Source organism: Kribbella sp. NPDC050820, from assembly GCF_040653975.1.
GTDB lineage: Bacteria > Actinomycetota > Actinomycetes > Propionibacteriales > Kribbellaceae > Kribbella.
Window position 1 is genome coordinate 162,454 of record NZ_JBFAHB010000008.1, and the last position, 16,531, is coordinate 178,984.

General features: G+C 68.1%; 19 protein-coding genes. 8 read left to right on the forward strand and 11 right to left on the reverse strand.

Annotated elements, in window-relative coordinates:
* Positions 1-164: 164 nt before the first annotated feature.
* On the forward strand, positions 165-704 hold the full coding sequence (locus AB0H36_RS10585) for a hypothetical protein (RefSeq protein ID WP_360519789.1): 540 nt from the start codon (positions 165-167) through the stop codon (positions 702-704).
* Here AB0H36_RS10585 and AB0H36_RS10590 read toward each other — a convergent pair.
* The gene (locus AB0H36_RS10590) at positions 695-1,669 is read right to left on the reverse strand and encodes a WYL domain-containing protein (RefSeq protein WP_360519791.1); all 975 of its coding nucleotides are present in this window, start codon (positions 1,667-1,669) and stop codon (positions 695-697) included. The two genes, AB0H36_RS10585 and AB0H36_RS10590, sit on opposite strands and share 10 nt — an antisense overlap.
* A 53-nt stretch (positions 1,670-1,722) precedes the next feature.
* On the opposite strand from AB0H36_RS10590, the gene AB0H36_RS10595 reads away from it, so the two are divergent.
* Positions 1,723-2,298, forward strand: a complete 576-nt coding sequence (locus AB0H36_RS10595) for a TIGR03086 family metal-binding protein (protein WP_360519793.1) — start codon at positions 1,723-1,725, stop codon at positions 2,296-2,298.
* A 3-nt stretch (positions 2,299-2,301) separates the two neighbouring features.
* On the opposite strand, the gene AB0H36_RS10600 is transcribed toward AB0H36_RS10595, so the two are convergent.
* Genes AB0H36_RS10600 through AB0H36_RS10610 form a run of 3 tightly spaced genes read right to left on the reverse strand, consistent with a single transcriptional unit; the run spans position 2,302 to position 5,436 of the window.
* A complete protein-coding gene (locus tag AB0H36_RS10600) occupies positions 2,302-3,057 on the reverse strand; it encodes an SDR family oxidoreductase (protein WP_360519795.1) in 756 nt (251 codons plus the stop codon).
* A complete protein-coding gene (locus tag AB0H36_RS10605; protein WP_360519796.1) occupies positions 3,057-4,277 on the reverse strand; it encodes an acetyl-CoA C-acetyltransferase in 1,221 nt (406 codons plus the stop codon). The genes AB0H36_RS10600 and AB0H36_RS10605 overlap by 1 nt, the downstream gene beginning before the upstream one ends.
* A gap of 13 nt (positions 4,278-4,290) precedes the next feature.
* On the reverse strand, positions 4,291-5,436 hold the full coding sequence (locus tag AB0H36_RS10610; RefSeq protein ID WP_360519798.1) for an acyl-CoA dehydrogenase family protein: 1,146 nt from the start codon (positions 5,434-5,436) through the stop codon (positions 4,291-4,293).
* Positions 5,437-5,509: 73 nt separating this feature from the next.
* Here AB0H36_RS10610 and AB0H36_RS10615 point away from each other — a divergent pair, with 73 nt between their 5' ends.
* Positions 5,510-6,109 carry a TetR/AcrR family transcriptional regulator gene (locus tag AB0H36_RS10615; RefSeq protein ID WP_360519800.1) on the forward strand — a complete coding sequence of 200 codons (600 nt, stop codon included), beginning with the start codon at positions 5,510-5,512 and terminating at the stop codon, positions 6,107-6,109.
* 44 nt (positions 6,110-6,153) lie between these two features.
* Here AB0H36_RS10615 and AB0H36_RS10620 read toward each other — a convergent pair whose 3' ends face one another.
* Positions 6,154-6,729 (reverse strand): YceI family protein, encoded by a 576-nt coding sequence (locus tag AB0H36_RS10620; RefSeq protein WP_360519802.1) that lies wholly within the window; start codon positions 6,727-6,729, stop codon positions 6,154-6,156.
* A 145-nt stretch (positions 6,730-6,874) separates the two neighbouring features.
* Here AB0H36_RS10620 and AB0H36_RS10625 point away from each other — a divergent pair, with 145 nt between their 5' ends.
* Positions 6,875-7,333 carry a MarR family transcriptional regulator gene (locus tag AB0H36_RS10625; protein WP_360519863.1) on the forward strand — a complete coding sequence of 153 codons (459 nt, stop codon included), beginning with the start codon at positions 6,875-6,877 and terminating at the stop codon, positions 7,331-7,333.
* On the opposite strand, the gene AB0H36_RS10630 is transcribed toward AB0H36_RS10625, so the two are convergent.
* Positions 7,330-8,697 (reverse strand): NAD(P)/FAD-dependent oxidoreductase, encoded by a 1,368-nt coding sequence (locus AB0H36_RS10630; protein ID WP_360519804.1) that lies wholly within the window; start codon positions 8,695-8,697, stop codon positions 7,330-7,332. The genes AB0H36_RS10625 and AB0H36_RS10630 overlap by 4 nt on opposite strands.
* 93 nt (positions 8,698-8,790) lie before the next feature.
* Here AB0H36_RS10630 and AB0H36_RS10635 point away from each other — a divergent pair, with 93 nt between their 5' ends.
* Together AB0H36_RS10635 and AB0H36_RS10640 are read left to right on the forward strand one after the other, a co-directional pair.
* Positions 8,791-9,240 (forward strand): MarR family transcriptional regulator, encoded by a 450-nt coding sequence (locus AB0H36_RS10635; RefSeq protein WP_360519806.1) that lies wholly within the window; start codon positions 8,791-8,793, stop codon positions 9,238-9,240.
* Positions 9,241-9,283: 43 nt separating this feature from the next.
* Positions 9,284-10,171 carry an aminoglycoside phosphotransferase family protein gene (locus tag AB0H36_RS10640; protein ID WP_360519808.1) on the forward strand — a complete coding sequence of 296 codons (888 nt, stop codon included), beginning with the start codon at positions 9,284-9,286 and terminating at the stop codon, positions 10,169-10,171.
* Here AB0H36_RS10640 and AB0H36_RS10645 read toward each other — a convergent pair.
* The 4 genes from AB0H36_RS10645 to ettA form a co-directional block, all read right to left on the reverse strand.
* Entirely contained in the window at positions 10,155-10,781 is a 627-nt protein-coding gene (locus tag AB0H36_RS10645; RefSeq protein ID WP_360519810.1) for a dihydrofolate reductase family protein, read from the reverse strand. The genes AB0H36_RS10640 and AB0H36_RS10645 overlap by 17 nt on opposite strands.
* Positions 10,778-11,251, reverse strand: coding sequence for an SRPBCC domain-containing protein (locus AB0H36_RS10650; protein WP_360519812.1), 474 nt, complete (start codon positions 11,249-11,251; stop codon positions 10,778-10,780). Before AB0H36_RS10650 ends, AB0H36_RS10645 begins: the two co-directional genes overlap by 4 nt.
* Entirely contained in the window at positions 11,248-11,550 is a 303-nt protein-coding gene (locus tag AB0H36_RS10655) for a helix-turn-helix domain-containing protein (protein WP_360519814.1), read from the reverse strand. The genes AB0H36_RS10650 and AB0H36_RS10655 overlap by 4 nt, the downstream gene beginning before the upstream one ends.
* A 153-nt stretch (positions 11,551-11,703) precedes the next feature.
* The gene (gene ettA, locus AB0H36_RS10660; protein ID WP_360519816.1) at positions 11,704-13,386 is read right to left on the reverse strand and encodes an energy-dependent translational throttle protein EttA; all 1,683 of its coding nucleotides are present in this window, start codon (positions 13,384-13,386) and stop codon (positions 11,704-11,706) included.
* A gap of 146 nt (positions 13,387-13,532) precedes the next feature.
* Here ettA and AB0H36_RS10665 point away from each other — a divergent pair, with 146 nt between their 5' ends.
* Positions 13,533-14,084 (forward strand): single-stranded DNA-binding protein, encoded by a 552-nt coding sequence (locus AB0H36_RS10665; protein ID WP_360519817.1) that lies wholly within the window; start codon positions 13,533-13,535, stop codon positions 14,082-14,084.
* A 78-nt stretch (positions 14,085-14,162) separates the two neighbouring features.
* On the forward strand, positions 14,163-14,780 hold the full coding sequence (locus tag AB0H36_RS10670) for an SRPBCC family protein (RefSeq protein ID WP_360519819.1): 618 nt from the start codon (positions 14,163-14,165) through the stop codon (positions 14,778-14,780).
* A 92-nt stretch (positions 14,781-14,872) separates the two neighbouring features.
* Here the strand turns inward: AB0H36_RS10670 and AB0H36_RS10675 are convergent, their stop codons facing one another.
* A complete protein-coding gene (locus AB0H36_RS10675; RefSeq protein ID WP_360519821.1) occupies positions 14,873-16,519 on the reverse strand; it encodes an ABC transporter in 1,647 nt (548 codons plus the stop codon).
* Positions 16,520-16,531: the final 12 nt, after the last annotated feature.

The following is a 16,531-nucleotide window of genomic DNA, read 5'->3' on the forward strand; positions in this document are numbered from 1 at the left end:
TGCCGTGTAGCCGACTGGCACTAGAGTGGCTCGGTGCTGTCGGACTGATCGCCCCGACCGCCGGAAGTGCCATCGTGCTGGGACACGACGTGGTCACCGGCGGCGGGCGGTCCGCAGCCCCTTGACTGACTGTCGGGCGTCAGGGGTAAATAGCCACTATGCGCGTGACAGATGGTGCGACAGCGGCCGAGGTCTTCGCCGGGCTGATGGTGTCCGACGGGCCACGAGACGAGTACGAGAAGGCTTTTGAGCCCTTTGCCCCGCTGATCGGGAGCTGGGACCTCGACGTCAGCTGGTACGACGACGACGGCAACCTCACTCGCCAGACCAAGGGTGAGTGGCACTTCGCCTGGGTCCTCGACGGGCGCGCGGTCGCCGACATCTGGATCACGCCGAGCCGGGCCGCCCGGGCCACCGACGGCGACGGCGAGTGGGGCCTGTCGATCCGCATCCACGATCCCGAGCTGGACGCGTTCCGCTCGACCTGGATGGGTCCGAAGGCCGCGTTCGTGATGACGTTCATCGCCCGCGCGGAGGCCGACTCGATCCGGCTCGAGTCCCGCGAACCCCTGGCCACCAAGACTCGCTGGATCTTCACCGGCATCACCGAGACCGGCTTCCACTGGCGCAACGAGGACGAGGATGCCGACGGCAACATCATCGTCCGGCAGCGCTTCGTCGCCACCCGGCCGGCTCAGCCGTAGGTCCGCACCGCCGCCGTGGCGAGCTCGAGCATCCGCGCGCGAATCTCCGGCGGCTCCAGCACCTCGACGTTGTCGGCGAACCCGAGCAGCACTCCACACGCCGCCTCTCGCACTCGGAAGTGCATTGCCAGACGCGGCCAGCCGTCGTCCGACGGCACGTCTCGCGCCTGCTCCCCCTTCACGAGCATCGGTGAGGCGATCCGCCGTACCTGATCGACCGCCTCGGGCCGCACCCGCACGACCACCTCGACCCCGACCGGCATGTTCTGCTCCAAGCCGGATCGCAGCCGCTCCCACTCCGCCTGCACGTCCAGCTCCGCCGGCCGGTCAGCGACCTCCTCCAGTACGTCGACCTCCTGCACGCGCGACACCCGGTACATCCGGGCCCCTCCACGATGCGCCGCCACGAGATACCAACGCCCAGCCTGTTCGACCAGCCCCCAAGGATCGACAGTACGGCGCTGAGGCCGCCCCGCACTCGCGGACGCATACAACAGCCGCACCCGCCGACGAGTCACCACCGCCTGCCGTAGCACCGGCAGAGCCCCGGTGTCCTCGGCCTCTGCGAACCACCGACGCCGGTCCACCACGATCGACCCCGACAACGCCTCCGCATCGCCCTGCAACTCCAGCGGCAACGTCGACGACAGCTTGCCCATCGCGGACTGCAACGCGTCCCGCAGCCCGAGCTCCTCCGACAACGCGGCCCGCCCCGACCACGCGAACAACGCCTGCGCCTCCCGCGGCGTCAGACCGCTCACGTCAGCGCGGTACCCGGGCAGCAGCACGCAGCCGCCGTTCCGTCCGCGCTCGGTGTACACAGGTACGCCGGCCGCCGACAACGCCTCCATGTCACGCATGACCGTCCGCGTCGAGACCTCCAGCCGCTCAGCCAACTCTCGCGCACTCAGACGCGCATGCCGCTGCAGCAACAGGATGATCTGCAACAACCGGTCGGCTCGCACGGCTTCAGAATATGCGACAGAAGATGTCCTATATCCCCCGCGATGCTGTCTCCATGACCAATCTCGTGAACGACCCACGCCCGATGCTCGCCCGTGCCCTGGACCAGACCCAGCGCATGATCGCCACCGTCGGACCCGACGAGCTGGACCTGTCTACCCCGTGCCCGGAGTACGACGTCCGGACCCTGCTCGGCCATCTGCTCACCGTTGTCGCCCGCATCGACCGTGCGCTGACCGGCGGCGACCCACTGGAGATCCCTCACATCACCACCGCCGTCGACGATGTCCCGACGACCTGGAAGGAACGCCGCACCGCACTAGACGCCACCCTCACGGACGACACTCTTCTGACGCGGAGCTGCAAGCTCCCGTGGGGCACCCTGCCCGGCGCCGCCGCCATCGCCGCCTACACCGGCGAGCTGACGACCCACTCATGGGACTTGGCCAAGGCGACGGACCGCATCGGCCTACTCGACGACACGCTGGCGCTGCACTGCCTGCCGCTCGTCCAGCAGTTCATCCCGGCGGACACGCGTGGCGGGCATGTCCCGTTCGGCCCCGTCGTACCGGTTGCCGACGACGCGTCGCCGTACGACCGCCTTGCCGGGTGGCAAGGACGTCAGCCGTAGGTTCTAGCCGACGATCCCGCCGTTGAGGGTGAGGCCGCCGTCGATCGTGATGGTCTGGCCGGTGATCCAGGACGCCTCGTCCGACAGCAGGAACCACACCAGCGAGGCAACGTCCTCCGGTGTGCCCAACCGCTTCAGCGGGTACGTCGACGCGACCTTGTCCTCACGGCCTTCGTAGAGGGCTCCGGCGAACTTGGTCTTCACCACCGCCGGAGCCACTGCGTTGACCCGGATCTCCGGGGCCAGCTCGACCGCCAGCTCGGCCGTCACCCGGGACAGCATCGCCTTGGTCGCGCCGTACCAGCCGATCCCCGGTGACGGCGCCAGGCCGGCCACCGAGGACAGGTTGACCACGGACCCGCCGTGGGCGCGCATCCAGGCGTCCCGGCAGGCCTTCACCCAGGCGATCGTGGCCAGCACGTTCGTGTCGACCATCTTCGCCGCGACGGCCTGGTCGACGTCGAGCAGCTTGCCGTAGATCGGGTTGATGCCGGTGTTGTTCACCAGCAGGTCCACCGACCCGTACGTCGCCACCGCAGCGGCGACCACCGTGGCCCGGTGCTCGGGATCGGCCGCCTTGCCGGCGACCGCGATCGCGTGCTCCCGGCCACCCAGGGACTCGACGGCAGCGTCGAGCGTCTCCTGGGTACGGCCGGTGATGACGACGCGAGCGCCATCGGCCACCAGGCGCTGCGCGATGGCCAGCCCGATCCCGCGGGATGCTCCGGTGATGATCGCCGTACGGTCCTGCAACGACATCAGCTGAGGCGCTCCAGGATCACGGCCATGCCCTGGCCGCCACCGACGCACATGGTCTCCAGCCCGAACTGCTTGTCCTCGAACTGCAGCCCGTTCACCAGCGTGGTCATGATCCGCGCACCGGTCGACCCGAACGGGTGGCCGAGCGCGATCGCGCCGCCGTGCACGTTCAGCTTGTCCTCGTCGATGCCGAGCTCCCGCGCAGAGCCGATCACCTGGACCGCGAAGGCCTCGTTGATCTCGACCAGGTCGATGTCGCCGATGCTCATCCCGGCCCGGGCCAGCGCCTGCTTCGACGCCTCAATCGGACCGAGGCCCATGATCTCCGGCGACAGGCCGCTGACGCCGGTCGAGACGATCCGCGCCAGCGGGGTCAGGCCGAGCTCGCGGGCCTTGGTGTCGCTCATGATCACGACCGCGGCGGCGCCGTCGTTCAGCGGGCAGCAGTTGCCGGCGGTCACCGTGCCGTCCGGGCGGAAGACCGGTTTGAGTCCGCTGACGCCTTCGAGGGTCGTGCCCGGCCGCGGGCCATCGTCCTGGCTGACCACGGTGCCGTCCGGCAGCGTCACCGGCACGATCTCGCGCTCGAAGAAGCCGTTGCCGATCGCCTTCTCGGCCAGGTTCTGCGAGCGAACCCCGAACGCGTCTTGGTCGGCCCGGGTGATGCCCTTGAGCGTCGCGACGTTCTCGGCGGTCTGGCCCATCGCGATGTAGATGTCCGGCAGCAGCCCGTCCTCGCGCGGGTCGTGCCAGGTGTCGTTCGTCTCGGCGTACTTCTCGGTCCGCTGCACGGCCTCGGCGAAGGCCTCGTTGAACGAGCTCGGGTCACCGACCCCGGCCGAGCCGAAGTTCTTGTACCGCGACACGCACTCGACCCCGGCGCTGACGAAGATGTCGCCCTCACCGGACTTGATCGCGTGGAAGGCCATCCGCGCGGTCTGCGTCGACGACGCGCAGAACCGGTTGACGGTCGTGGCCGGCGTGTTGTCCCAGCCGAGCTGCACCGCGATCCGGCGGGCCATGTTGCCGCCGTGCTCGTCGTGCGGCTCCGCACAACCGACCGCCAGGTCCTCGATCTGGTCCCCGGTCAGCCCGGCCTTGTCGACCGCCGCCTTGATCATCTGTACGGCGAGGTCGTCCGGCCGGATGCTGGTCAGCGACCCCTTGTACGCGCGGCCGATCGGCGAACGCGCGGTGGACACGATGACTGCTTCAGGCATTGCCAGGTCCTTCCTACAGGCCGAGGTCGCGGCCGATGAGTTCCTTCATGATCTCGTTGGAGCCGGCCCAGATCTTGGTGACCCGGGCGTCCCGCCAGGCGCGTGCCACCCGGTACTCGTTCATGTAGCCGTAGCCGCCGTGCAGCTGGACGCACGCGTCCAGGATCTCGTTCTGCACCTGGGCGCTCCACCACTTCACCTTCGCCGCGTCCACGGCCGACAGCCGGTCCTCGTCGTGCGCGACGATCGCGTTGTCGACGTAGGCCTGGGTGACCTCGGCCTTGGTGACCAGCTCGGCGACCAGGAACTTGTTGTACTGGAACGAGCCGACCGACTGGCCGAACGCCTTGCGCTGCTTCACGTACTCGATCGTCTCGTCCAGGATCTGGGCGGCCTGCGCGATGTTCGACACCGCGGCGCCGACCCGCTCCTGGGCCAGCCGCTCCATCATGTGGATGAAGCCGCGGTCCACCTCGCCGAGCACGTTGGCGTCCGGCACGAACACGTCCTCGAAGAACAGCTCCGAGGTCCCGGACTCGGTCTGCCCGACCTTGTCCAGCTTCCGGCCGCGGGCGAACCCGTCCATGCCCTCCTCGATCACGAACAGGCTGATGCCCTTCGCGCCCTTGGCCGGGTCGGTCCGGGCCGCGGTGATCACCAGGTCGGCCATGTCGCCGTTGGTGATGAAGGTCTTCGACCCGTTCACCACCCAGCCGCCGTCCACCCGCTTCGCGGTCGTCTTCAGCGCAGCCAGGTCGGAGCCGCCGGACGGCTCGGTCATGCCGATCGCGGCGATCGACTCACCGGCGCAGAACTTCGGCAGCCAGCGCTGCTTCTGCTCCTCGGTGCCCAGATCCACCAGGTACGGCGCCGCGCAGTCGTAGTGGATGCCGAAGCAGCTCGACAGCGACGCGGAGACCTTGGACACCTCCTCGGCGAACACCGCGTTGAAGCGGTAGTCGCCGACACTCGAACCGCCGTACTCCTCGGGGACGTCGAGACCGAGGAAGCCCTGCTTGCCGGCCTCCAGCCAGGCCGACCGGTCGATCGTCTTCTCCTCGAGGAACTGCTCCATCCGCGGCACCAGGGAGCGGTCGCAGTACTCCTTCGCGCTGGCCCGGAAGGCGTGGTGGTCCTCGGTGAAGATGACGCGTTCCATGGGGCCTCCCGTGGATTTGAGACAAATGGCTAAGCGCTTGCTTAGCTTCGCGAACTTGAGGCAGGGTGTCAACGTGTCCGCAGTCACCAGCCCACTCGTCTGGGAGCATGTCCAGCCGGCCGCCGCGCGCCGGCTGCTGACCGGCGCCATCGACGCGTTCGCCGAGCGGGGCTTCCAGGCCACCACGACCCGCGACATCGCATCCCGGGCGGGGATGAGCCCGGCCGCGCTTTACGTGCACTACCCGTCCAAGGAGCGGCTGCTCTTCGAGATCAGCCGCTACGGCCACCAAGCGGCTCTCGACGTACTGCGCTCTGCCGACACCGACACGACGCCCGTCGATCGGCTGCGCTCTCTCGTGTCCGCCTTCACGGCCTGGCACGCGCAGCACCACACCATCGCGCGAGTCGTCCAGTTCGAGCTGGCAGCCCTGACACCCGACCACTTGGCCGAGGTGGCCGCCATCCGGCGCGCGATCTCCGCCCAGATCGAGGAGGTCCTGCACGCCGGCGTCGCCGACGGGTCGTTCGCGGTCGACGACCTGCCCGGTACGACGCTCGCCGTACTGTCGCTGTCGATCGACGTGGCCCGGTGGTACACGCCACACCGGGGTGACCCGGAGGCGCTGGGCAAGCTGTACGCCGACCTGGCCCACCGGATGGTCCAGGCATAGCAAAGGCCCCGCACCGGTCAGGTGCGGGGCCTTGATGCGTGAGGTCAGGCCTGGAGCGCAGCCTGGACGTCGAGGTGGATGTCCACCTTGTCACCGATCAGCAGCTTGCCACCCTCGAGCGGCACGTTGAAGTCGATGCCCCACTCCTTGCGGCTGATCTGGGCGGAGGCCTCGAAGCCGATGATGGTCTGGCCGTAGGCGTTCTGGTCCACACCGAGGAACTCGACGGCGAGCTCGATCGGCTTGGTCACGTTCTTGATGGTCAGCTCGCCGGCCAGGATGTAGTCGTCACCCTCCGGCTTCAGGGCGGTGCTGACGAAGGTCATCTTCGGGCTGTTCTCGGCGTCGAAGAAGTCACCGGACCGCAGGTGGCCGTCGCGCTGCTCGCTACGGGTGTGCACCGAAGCCAGCTCGACGCTGACGTTGGTGGTCGACTCCTCCAGGGTGTCCTTGACGTTGATCTCGCCGGTGTACTCCTGGAAGGTGCCGCGGACCTTGGTCATCAGGTGCCGGACGGTGAAGCCGATCTCGCTGTGGGCTGCGTCGATCGCGTAGGTACCGGCGACCAGGCCGGGGATGGTGCTGGTCGGGGTTGCGCCGGTGGTGACGGTCTCGCTCATGGGTTCCTCTCGGGTCTTACGTGGGGACGTACTGGTCGGGGGCGACGCAGTCGCTGGGAAGTTCAAATTTCAACCTGTTGACTACGACAGTAGGCATCAACGGTTTAAAAGTCAACTACATTCCCGGTACACTGTTCCCGTGACGATGACGACTGAGACCCGGTGGCTCAACGCCGAGCAGCAGGTGGCGTGGCGCGCGTACCTGCTGGGCACCGCGCGCCTGATGGCCAAGCTGGACGACGACCTGCGGCAGTTCGGTATCGGTATCAACGACTACGAGATCCTGGTCCGGCTGTCCGAAGCGCCCGACCGCCGGCTCCGGATGGCCGATCTGGCCGACCGGCTGCACCAGAGCCGCTCCCGGCTGACCCACACCGTGGGCCGCCTCGAGGCCGCCGAACTGGTCCGTCGCACATCGTGCACCAGTGACAAGCGGGGCGTCTGGGCCGAGCTGACCGACGCAGGCCTGGACCTGCTCGAGCAGGCCGCGCCGACTCATGTCGAGGGCGTCCGCGACAACCTTGTCGACCTTGCCTCCTCCGAGGACTTCGCCGCCATCGGCCGGGTGTTCGACTCGGTCTCGGAGCACATCGGCCAGCGCTAACTTGTGATCCGGGCGGGCGTGATGTCCAACGTCAGCTCGTCCCGGTCCGCACCGCGGTAGGCGAGCATGGAGTCACGCATGCGCCGCTTGACCGGTGGCAGGTGGTTGACCGCGCGCATCGCCGTACGCATGCCTGCCAGGGCCAGCCGCCCGACGACCGGCTTGTGCACCGGATCGTCCGCCGTCATCTGCGCCCGCGACTTGATCACCGCGTCGAACCCGTAGTCGATCATCTTCGCTTCGTAGTCACGCACCGCCGCGATCAGCTGCTGATGACCATCCCGTACGGCGATCAGCTGCCGGCAAAGGTTGACCGCGTCCCGTAGCGCGGTGTTTGCACCCACGCCACGACCTGGCGTCATCGTGTGGATCGCGTCACCGAGCAGCGTCACATTGGTCGTCTGCCAGGGCTCAAGCGGCACCGAGGTCCAGATGTTGACCGGGAAGCACGTGCCGGGATCGGTCAGCCCGATCAGCTTCTGCAGATCCGGGTGCCAGTTACCGGTCAGCCGCTTGGCGACCTCGATCAGCTCGTCGCCACGCAGGTCCATGATGTCGGCCGGCAGCTTGTCCGCGGTCGCCGACAGACCCCAGTTGATGTAGTCACGGGTGTTGTCGAACTGGAGGCCGGGCCAGCGCCGGATCAGTTCCTCGGTGTTGCCGCCGATCCCGTGCTTCACGTTCCCGTCGCGGTCCCACTGGAACTCCATCACGTGCAGGATGCACGCCAGGCCACGCGGGGCGTTCACCATCGTGATCCCCTCGAACACCTTCGGCGGCACCAGGCCCGCGCTCTCGTCGGTGATCGGGAGCTTGCCGGCGATCGCGACGATCCCGGTCTCCTCGGTCTTCGCCTGCGGGAGGTACTGGCGCCGTACCCGGGAATGAGCGCCGTCGGCGGCCACCAGGAGATCACCGGTGGCGTGCGTACCGTCGGCGAAGTACGCGGTGACGCGGTCGGCGCCCTGCTCGAAGTGGGTGAACTCCTTGCCGAACTCGACCACATCCTCCAGCCCGGTCAGCAGGATCTGCCGGAGCGTCATCCGGCTGATCGACTTCTCACTCGCCACAGGGTCGGTTACCGGCGGCAGGTCGAACGACAGGACCTCCTTGAGGTCCTCGGTGAGCATGTTGAAGTACTTCGGGTCGCGGGCCCTGGTCGCCACGAACGTGTCGTAGAGCTCGCTCGGCAGCAGCGCATGCAGGGCCCGGCTGCCGTCCGGGTCGATGCCGACCCGGTAGCCGTGCAGGCCGTCGGTCCGCAACGCGTCGCGCTCGAACACCGTCACCTCGATCCCGGCGCGCTTCAACCCGTGCGCCAGCGCCAGCCCGCCGGTCCCGCCTCCGATCACCAGTACCTTCATCTCTGACCCTCTTATCTCGGTTCTTCAAGTATCTCGGTAATTCGAGTATCTTGGAGATCCGAGAGAAATTCAAGCCCTATGCTGAGGCGAACCATGACCAGTTCCCGAGAAGAGCTCGCCGCCGAGATCCAGCAGCGGCTGGTCCGGTTCATCGCGGACGTCGTGCTGTTCAACCACGCGGTCTCCGCGAAGGTCGGCCTGGGTGCCAGCGACTCGCAGTTCATGACCCTGCTGCAGACCTACGGTCCGTTGACGCCGCGACAACTCGCCGAGCACACCGGCCTCACCTCCGGCACGGTCACCGGCGTCATCGACCGGCTGGAGTCGCACGGTTTCGTCACCCGCCGGCCGGATCCGGGCGATCGCCGCAAGGTCGTGGTCACGCCGTCGGTGGAAGCGATCCAGGCGAAGCTGGTCCCGCTGTACACCGAGCAGGGCCAGCACATTCAGTCCGTGCTCGCGACCCGCAGCGAGGCCGAACTGCGCGTGATCTCTGCCTTTCTCGCGGACTCCATCGGCGCGGACGGTGTAGCGGAGAGCTAAATGCTTTGAGCCCGTCGCGCCTGGCCGGGAAGACTCTCGTGGCGTGACGGACTTTCACCAAGACGGCCGGGCCGGCATTGACGCCGCCCTGGTACGACGCCTGCTCACCGACCAGTTCCCGCACTGGGCCGACCTGCCGGTCACTCCGGTCAAGATCGACGGCTGGGACAACCGGACGTACCGGCTCGGCTCCGACCTCACGGCCCGGCTGCCAACGCATGAGGCGTACGCCGCCGCCGTACACAAGGAGCACGAGTGGCTGCCGATCCTGGCGCCGTCGTTGCCCGTGCCGATCCCGGAGGCGGTCGCCAAGGGCGAGCCGGGGCACGGGTACCCGCACCACTGGGCGATCCGCCGCTGGATCGACGGCCGGACCTCGTCGTACGACACCGTCACGGACTTGTCCGACTTCGCCCGCTCGATCGCCGAGTTCATCCTCGCGCTGCAGGGTTGCGACGCGACCGGTGGACCTGCGGCAGGGGCGCACAGCTTCTACAGGGGTGCGCCGCCGGATTATTACCACGACGAGACGATGGAAGCCCTCGCTGTACTTAAGGGTCAGATCGACACCGACCTCGCCCAGGAGGTCTGGGAGACGGCATTGGGTACGGCGTGGGTCCGGCCGCCGGTGTGGTTCCACGGCGACATCGCGAGCGGCAACCTGCTGGTGCAGGACGGCCGCTTGTCCGCGGTGATCGATTTCGGGACCTCAGGCGTCGGCGATCCGGCGTGCGACCTGGTGATCGCCTACACGTTCTTCTCCGGCGCATCCCGGGAGGTCTTCCGGGACGCCGTACGGCAGGACGCGGGCACGTGGGCACGTGCCCGCGCCTGGGCGCTCTGGAAGGCGCTCATCACGTACGACTCGCCGGAGAGCCCTCGGGTGGTGTCCGAGGTCCTGGCTGACCACCTGGCTACACGAAGGCCGTGACGCCTTCGTACTCGGCGACCCGTGCGGCGTCGACGGTCTCGTACTCGAGGACGACGAGGCCGTTCGGCGTCACCTCCTGCTCGACCAGCCGGAGGCCGAGGGCTTCACTCGGGTGCTCGAGCAGTCGTCGGCCTGATCCGACCACGGTCGGGGCGACGACGAGCCTGAGGGTGTCGACCAGGCCGGCGGTCAGGAGGGCGTTGCCGAGGCGGGCGCTGCCGTGGATCTGGAGCTCACGTCCTGGCTGGGACTTGAGCTCTCCGACGGTTTGGACGGCGTCGCCGCGGAGCACGGTCGTCGGGTTCCAGCTGCCCTCGGTGAGCGTGTTGGTGGCGACGTACTTCGGCAGGGAGTTCATCCGGGCGGTGTACGGGTCGTCGGGGTCGGTGATCTCCGGCCAGTCCCGGGCGAACGCTTCGTAGGTGCGGCGTCCGAGCAGGATGCCGTCGGCCAGGTCGAGCCAGTCGGACGTCCGCCGTACGAACTGTTCGTCGATGTACGGCACGAGCCAGCCGCCCTTGGTAAAGCCGTCGCTGGTGTCCTCGGTCGGCGAGCCGGGGCCCTGGCTGACGCCGTCGAGGGAGACGAACTCGGTGAGCAGGAGCTTCATCGTTCAGTCCTCTCCGCAAGCTCGGCGAGCTGCTTGGTGACCGTGCCCCAGCCGTCCGCGAAGCCGAGCTGCTCGTGCAGGGCGCGGGACGCGGGGTCGGCATGCCGTACGACGACGCGGTAGTCGGTGCCGTCCGGATGGTCGGCCAGGTTGATCTCGGCCGTCATCGCGATCGGCTCGGGCTTCGCCGGGCGCCAACTGCTGTCGATCGCGTTCGTGAAGACCAGCCGCTCCAGGTCGTCGACGACGAGGAACGTCGCGTCGAGATGCGGGCCGAACCGCTCGCCGTCGTCACTCAGCCGCGTCACCATGGCGCCGCCGGGACGGACATCCAGCCGCTCCACCCGGCAGACGGCAGGCGCCGGCACCCACCACTGCGCGAACCGGTCCGGATCCGTCCACGCCTTCCAGACCACGGCGCGAGGCGCGCGGATGACGCGCTCCAGGGTCAGGTCGAGCTCCGGATTCATGCCTGCTCCTCCATCGAATCAGTGACGAACCGCTCCAGCCGATCGGTCCGGTCCTCCCAGATCTGCCGCTGCTCAGCCAGCCAGTCGTCGACCAGCGCGAGCCGCTCCCGGTTCAGCACACAGGTGCGCACGCGCCCGACCTTGACCGTCCGAATCAGCCCGTTGCTCTCCAGCGTCCGCACATGCTTCATGAACGACGGCAGCGTCATCGGGAACTCACTCGCCAACTCGCCCACACTGGCCGGCCCCCGCCCCAACCGCCGGACGACGCCCCGTCGAGTCGAATCAGCCAACGCCACGAACACTCCGTCAACCTCAACCGAATACTGAGCCACAAGGCTAAGTATTAGCTCGCTCTGACACTTAGCGCAAGGGCTAACTATCAGGTCACTGGAAACAGCAGCGCCCACCTCGCACGTGGCGAGGTGGGCGCTGAGGGTGTCTTGTTTCGACTAGTCCCGAGTCAGCTTCCGGTAGGTGACGCGGTGCGGCCGTGCCGCCTCCGGCCCCAGCCGCTCGACCTTGTTCGCCTCGTACGACGCGAAGTTCCCCTCGAACCAGAACCACTGCGCCGGGTCCTGCTCGGTGCCCTCCCAGGCGAGGATGTGGGTCGCCACCCGGTCCAGGAACCACCGGTCGTGGGACACGACCACCGCACAGCCCGGGAATTCCAGCAGCGCGTCCTCCAGCGACTGGAGCGTCTCCACGTCCAGGTCGTTGGTCGGCTCGTCGAGGAGCAGCAGGTTGCCGCCCATCTTCAGCGTCAGCGCGAGGTTCAGCCGGTTCCGCTCACCGCCGGACAGCACCCCGGTCGGCTTCTGCTGGTCCGGGCCCTTGAAGCCGAACGAGGCGACGTACGCCCGGCTCGGCATCTCGAAGTTCGCGACCTTGATGAAGTCGAGCTCGTCGGACACCTGCTGCCAGACCGTCTTCTTCGGGTCCAGGCCGCCGCGCGACTGGTCGACGTACGAGATCTTGACCGTCTCACCCAGCTTCAGCGAGCCGGCGTCCGGCTGCTCCTGGCCGACGATCATCCGGAACAGCGTCGACTTGCCGACACCGTTCGGACCGACGATGCCGACGATGCCCGCGCGTGGCAGCGAGAACGACAGGCCGTCGATCAGCTTGCGGTCGCCGAAGCCCTTCTCCAGCTTGCTCACCTCGAGCACGGTGCTGCCCAGGCGCGGACCGGCGGGAATGTTGATCTCGTCGATGTCCAGCTTCTTGGCCCGCTCGGCCTCGGCCGCGAGCTCCTCGTACCGAGCCAGCCGGGACTTGCTCTTGGTCTGCCGGGCCTTCGCGTTCGACCGGACCCACTCGAGCTCGCGCTCCAGGATCTTCTGCCGCTTGGCGTCCTTCTGCCCCTCGACCACGAGCCGCTGCTTCTTGGTCTCCAGGTACTTCGAGTAGTTGCCCTCGTAGCCGTAGGTCCGGCCCCGGTCGAGCTCCAGGATCCACTCGGCCACGTTGTCCAGGAAGTACCGGTCGTGGGTGATCGCCATGACGGCGCCCGGGTACTTCTGCAGGTGCTGCTCCAGCCACAGCACGGACTCGGCGTCCAGGTGGTTGGTGGGCTCGTCGAGCAGCAGCAGGTCGGGCTGCTGCAGCAGCAGCTTGCACAGCGCGACCCGGCGGCGCTCACCACCGGATAGGTTGTCCACGAGCACATCGGCCGGCGGGCAGCGCAGCGCGTCCATCGCCTGCTCCAACTGGGCGTCGATGTCCCACGCGTTGCGGTGGTCTAGCTCGGTCTGCAGGTCGCCCATCTCGGCGAGCAGCGAGTCGTAGTCCGCGTCCGGGTCGGCCAGCTCGGCGGAGATCTCGTTGAAGCGGTCCAGCTTCTGCTTGGTGTCGCCGACGCCTTCCTCGACGTTCTCGAGGACCGTCTTGCCCTCGGTCAGCGGCGGTTCCTGCAGCAGGATCCCGACCGTCGCGTCGTCGGCCAGCCGCGCCTCACCGTTGGAGGGCTGGTCGAGCCCCGCCATGATCTTGAACAGCGAGGACTTACCGGTGCCGTTCGGCCCGACCACGCCGATCTTCGCGCCGGTGAGGAAGTTCAGCGTGACGTTGTCGAGAACGACCTTGTCGCCGTGCGCCTTCCGGACGTTGCGAAGCGTGTAGATGAATTCCGCCATACCCCAGAGCCTATGTGCTCGGGCCAGGGTGTTCCCAACCAGCCCTCGGTTGTCCACAGATCGGCGATCGGTACTGCGGAACCCGCCGCGACCCCTGCATCTTCTCCGGTGACAGCGCATCCGCAACCGATCGGAAGGTGGCCATCATGAGCCTCGGCGAGACCTATGTGACGGTGCAGGGCTGGGTCGGCAGCGACCTGGATTTCAAGGAGCTCGGCGGGCAGACCGCCCGGGCGACGTTCCGGCTCGGTTCGACACCCCGGACATTCGACCGCAACCTCGGGATCTACGTCGCCAAACCGACGACGTGGTACACCGTCGAGTGCTGGCGCATCCTCGCCCAGAACGCCTTCGAATCGGTGCATGTCGGCCAACCGGTCCTGGTCACCGGCCGCCTGCGAACACACGAGTGGACCGACGACACCGGCGAAACCCGCAGCCGCGTCATCCTTGAAGCCTTCTCCCTCGGCCACGACCTCAACCGCGGCACGACAACCTTCACCAAGACCCCACCCCGTAGCGCCGGCGCAACCAACTCGTCGGACACATCCGCCTCCGGCTCCCCAGCCTCGTCCGGAGACTACGGGAGCGCCTCGTCGGGCGCCGCCGACGCCTCCGCCTCGCCGTACCCGGCCGAGGAGTACTCCGTCACCCCGCTGCCCCTCACCCCGACCACCAGGGAGTCCGAGGCCGCATGACTATCTCAGCCTTGACTTATATAAGTGATGAGCGGCAGTCTGGGCTGCACAGCAGCCTGAGACGAGAGGGACAAGACCGTGATCGACATCCTCGAGCACATCAACGCGGTTCAGCGCGAAGTCAGCCGGACCGGGGAGACGGTCACGGTGGTGATGCGCCGGTCGTACCAAGCCGACCCCGACGAGCTCTGGGACGCGCTGACGGATCCGGAGCGGATGCGGCGCTGGTTCCTGCCGGTCACCGGCGACCTCAAGGTCGGCGGCTCCTTCCAGCTGGAGGGGAACGCCGGCGGCGAGATCCTGGAGTGCGAGCCGCCGAAGCGGTTCAAGGTCACGTTCGGCGGGCCGACCAGCCTGCTCGAGCTGCGCTTGGCGCCAGGTTCCGGCGCCTCGACCGAGCTCGAGCTCGAGCACTCGATGAGCGAACCCCCGGCCCCCGGCGGTTCCGGCGCGCTCTGGGTCGGCCCCGGCTGGGACGGCGCCGTCCTCGGCCTCGCCCTCTACGTCAACGGCGAGCTTCCCGAGGACACCGACCCGATGGAGATGGCCAACTCCCCCGAGGTCATCAAGTACAACGAGCACTGCGTCCGCGCCTGGATCGACTCCGTCCGCGCCTCCGGCACGACCAAGGAAGAGGACCTGGCAGAAGCCGCCAAACTCTCCATGGCGCAGTACTCCCCCGGCGCCGAGGTCTGACGGCACGCACCCGAGAGGCTGTCGGCCGCCGCCCGACCGCGGGCGGCCCCAGCCGTCCCACGGTGACTACCCCGTGGGACAGCTGTGAAGGACTAGCGGCGGGCGGTCGCCAGGTTGTCGCGGCAGGTCGTGTAGGCGTCGAGCTCGGCCCGGGCCGGCGCCACGATGTGGCTGTCGGCAACCTTCTCGAGTTCGGTCCGGAGCGCCTTGGCGACCAGGCGGCCCCGACGGGCGGCTCCGCTGGTGGCGAAGAGGCGGCACGCGAACGAGACAGCGACACCCAGGACCGCGCCGCCGATCAGCATGATCGTGGCGTACGGGATGCCGTTCCACTTCGGCAGCGGCGGGTCCTCCAACTGCAGGAAGCCGAACACGGCCAGCGCGGCGAGCCACAGCCCACCACCGAGCGCCACCAGGAACAGCAGCCACTGGATGAACCGCACCGCACTCCACCAACCGGGGTTGTTGCTCGTCCCGAGGTCGGTGCGAGCAACCGCCTGGTCGAGCTCGTCGCCGAGCGACTCCTCGCGGCGACGGACCGCCGTGCGGACGGAGTCGGCCCACGGACGGGACAGTCCTTCGGCCGCCTTGTTGGTGATCGTGCGGACAGCGGTGTCCATCCGCGCGCGCTGCACGGGTGTTGCCGCAGGCAACGAGGAGCGCGCGATCGCCACCTCGTGGGAGGCGGACCTGCGCAGCGCCTTGCCTTGTTGCCTCGGCACCTGATCCAGGTGCAGCCTCCGCAACGGATCCGGCCGGAATCGCCCAAGCCACTTGGTGACCGGCCATCCCGTCGCGCCACGAGCCCGCTGCAGGTAGGAACGCCGTACGGCGTCGACGACCACCGGCACGCCGCTCGCGTCGGACAGCGCGTCGACGAGCTCGGTGATGTCGGCCTTGGCGATCTCCGGAGTCTTCGCGTTGCCGCACTGGCTCGCCATCCGGTCCGCGACACGGTCGACGTCTGCGGCGAGCCGCTCACGTGCGGACCGCTTGTTGTTGACCCGCTTGACCAGCAGCGTGCGCAGCTCTTCCAGACCGTCACCGTTCACCGCGGACGTCGCAACGACGTTCGGCGACTTGAGTCCGTCCGACTTGAGCAGGCGATCCAGGTCGTTCAGGCAGCTCTTGCGCTGGTCCGGGGTGAGCTTGTCGATGTGGTTCAGCGCGAACGCCATCACCCCGGAGTGCGATGCGAACGGCTTGATGTACCGGTTGTGCAGCGCGGCATCGGCGTACTTCTGCGGATCCACCACCCACACGAGCATGTCGACCAGCTCCACGAGCCGGTCGACGATCAGGCGGTGCTCGACCTCGGTCGAGTCGTGGTCGGGGATGTCCAGCAGGACCAGACCGTCCAGGTCTTCCGACCTCGCGTCCTCCAGGGAGCTGCGATGCTGCACCTGATGGCGGCGCGGGATCCCCAGCCAGTTCAGGATCTCGCCGGCCGGCTCCTCACCCCAGACACAGGCGAGCGGCATCGAGCTGGTCGGCCGGCGGGTGCCGATCGCGGCCAGGTCGAGTCCGGTCATCGCGTTGAACAGCGACGACTTGCCGGAGCCGGTCGCACCGGCCAGCGCGACCACGGTCAGCTCGCCGGACATCCGCAGCCGCTGCCCGGCCCGGTCCACGATCTGCGTGGCCTCGGTGAGCACCACCGGGTCCAGCCGGCCCTGGCCGGCCTCCGCGGCCTGCTCCAGTGCCTCGATCTTCGTCAGGACATCGGTAGAGCCCCTCACCAGGCCCTTGAC

Bases quoted from the DNA above. Each gene is read 5' to 3' on its own strand.
- AB0H36_RS10595 (WP_360519793.1), top strand. From the start codon at position 1,723: ATGACCAATCTCGTGAACGACCCACGCCCGATGCTCGCCCGTGCCCTG.
- AB0H36_RS10600 (WP_360519795.1), bottom strand. From the start codon at position 3,057: ATGTCGTTGCAGGACCGTACGGCGATCATCACCGGAGCATCCCGCGGG.
- AB0H36_RS10605 (WP_360519796.1), bottom strand. From the start codon at position 4,277: ATGCCTGAAGCAGTCATCGTGTCCACCGCGCGTTCGCCGATCGGCCGC.
- AB0H36_RS10610 (WP_360519798.1), bottom strand. From the start codon at position 5,436: ATGGAACGCGTCATCTTCACCGAGGACCACCACGCCTTCCGGGCCAGC.
- AB0H36_RS10620 (WP_360519802.1), bottom strand. From the start codon at position 6,729: ATGAGCGAGACCGTCACCACCGGCGCAACCCCGACCAGCACCATCCCC.
- AB0H36_RS10625 (WP_360519863.1), top strand. From the start codon at position 6,875: ATGACGACTGAGACCCGGTGGCTCAACGCCGAGCAGCAGGTGGCGTGG.
- AB0H36_RS10630 (WP_360519804.1), bottom strand. From the start codon at position 8,697: ATGAAGGTACTGGTGATCGGAGGCGGGACCGGCGGGCTGGCGCTGGCG.
- AB0H36_RS10635 (WP_360519806.1), top strand. From the start codon at position 8,791: ATGACCAGTTCCCGAGAAGAGCTCGCCGCCGAGATCCAGCAGCGGCTG.
- AB0H36_RS10645 (WP_360519810.1), bottom strand. From the start codon at position 10,781: ATGAAGCTCCTGCTCACCGAGTTCGTCTCCCTCGACGGCGTCAGCCAG.
- AB0H36_RS10650 (WP_360519812.1), bottom strand. From the start codon at position 11,251: ATGAATCCGGAGCTCGACCTGACCCTGGAGCGCGTCATCCGCGCGCCT.
- ettA (WP_360519816.1), bottom strand. From the start codon at position 13,386: ATGGCGGAATTCATCTACACGCTTCGCAACGTCCGGAAGGCGCACGGC.
- AB0H36_RS10665 (WP_360519817.1), top strand. From the start codon at position 13,533: ATGAGCCTCGGCGAGACCTATGTGACGGTGCAGGGCTGGGTCGGCAGC.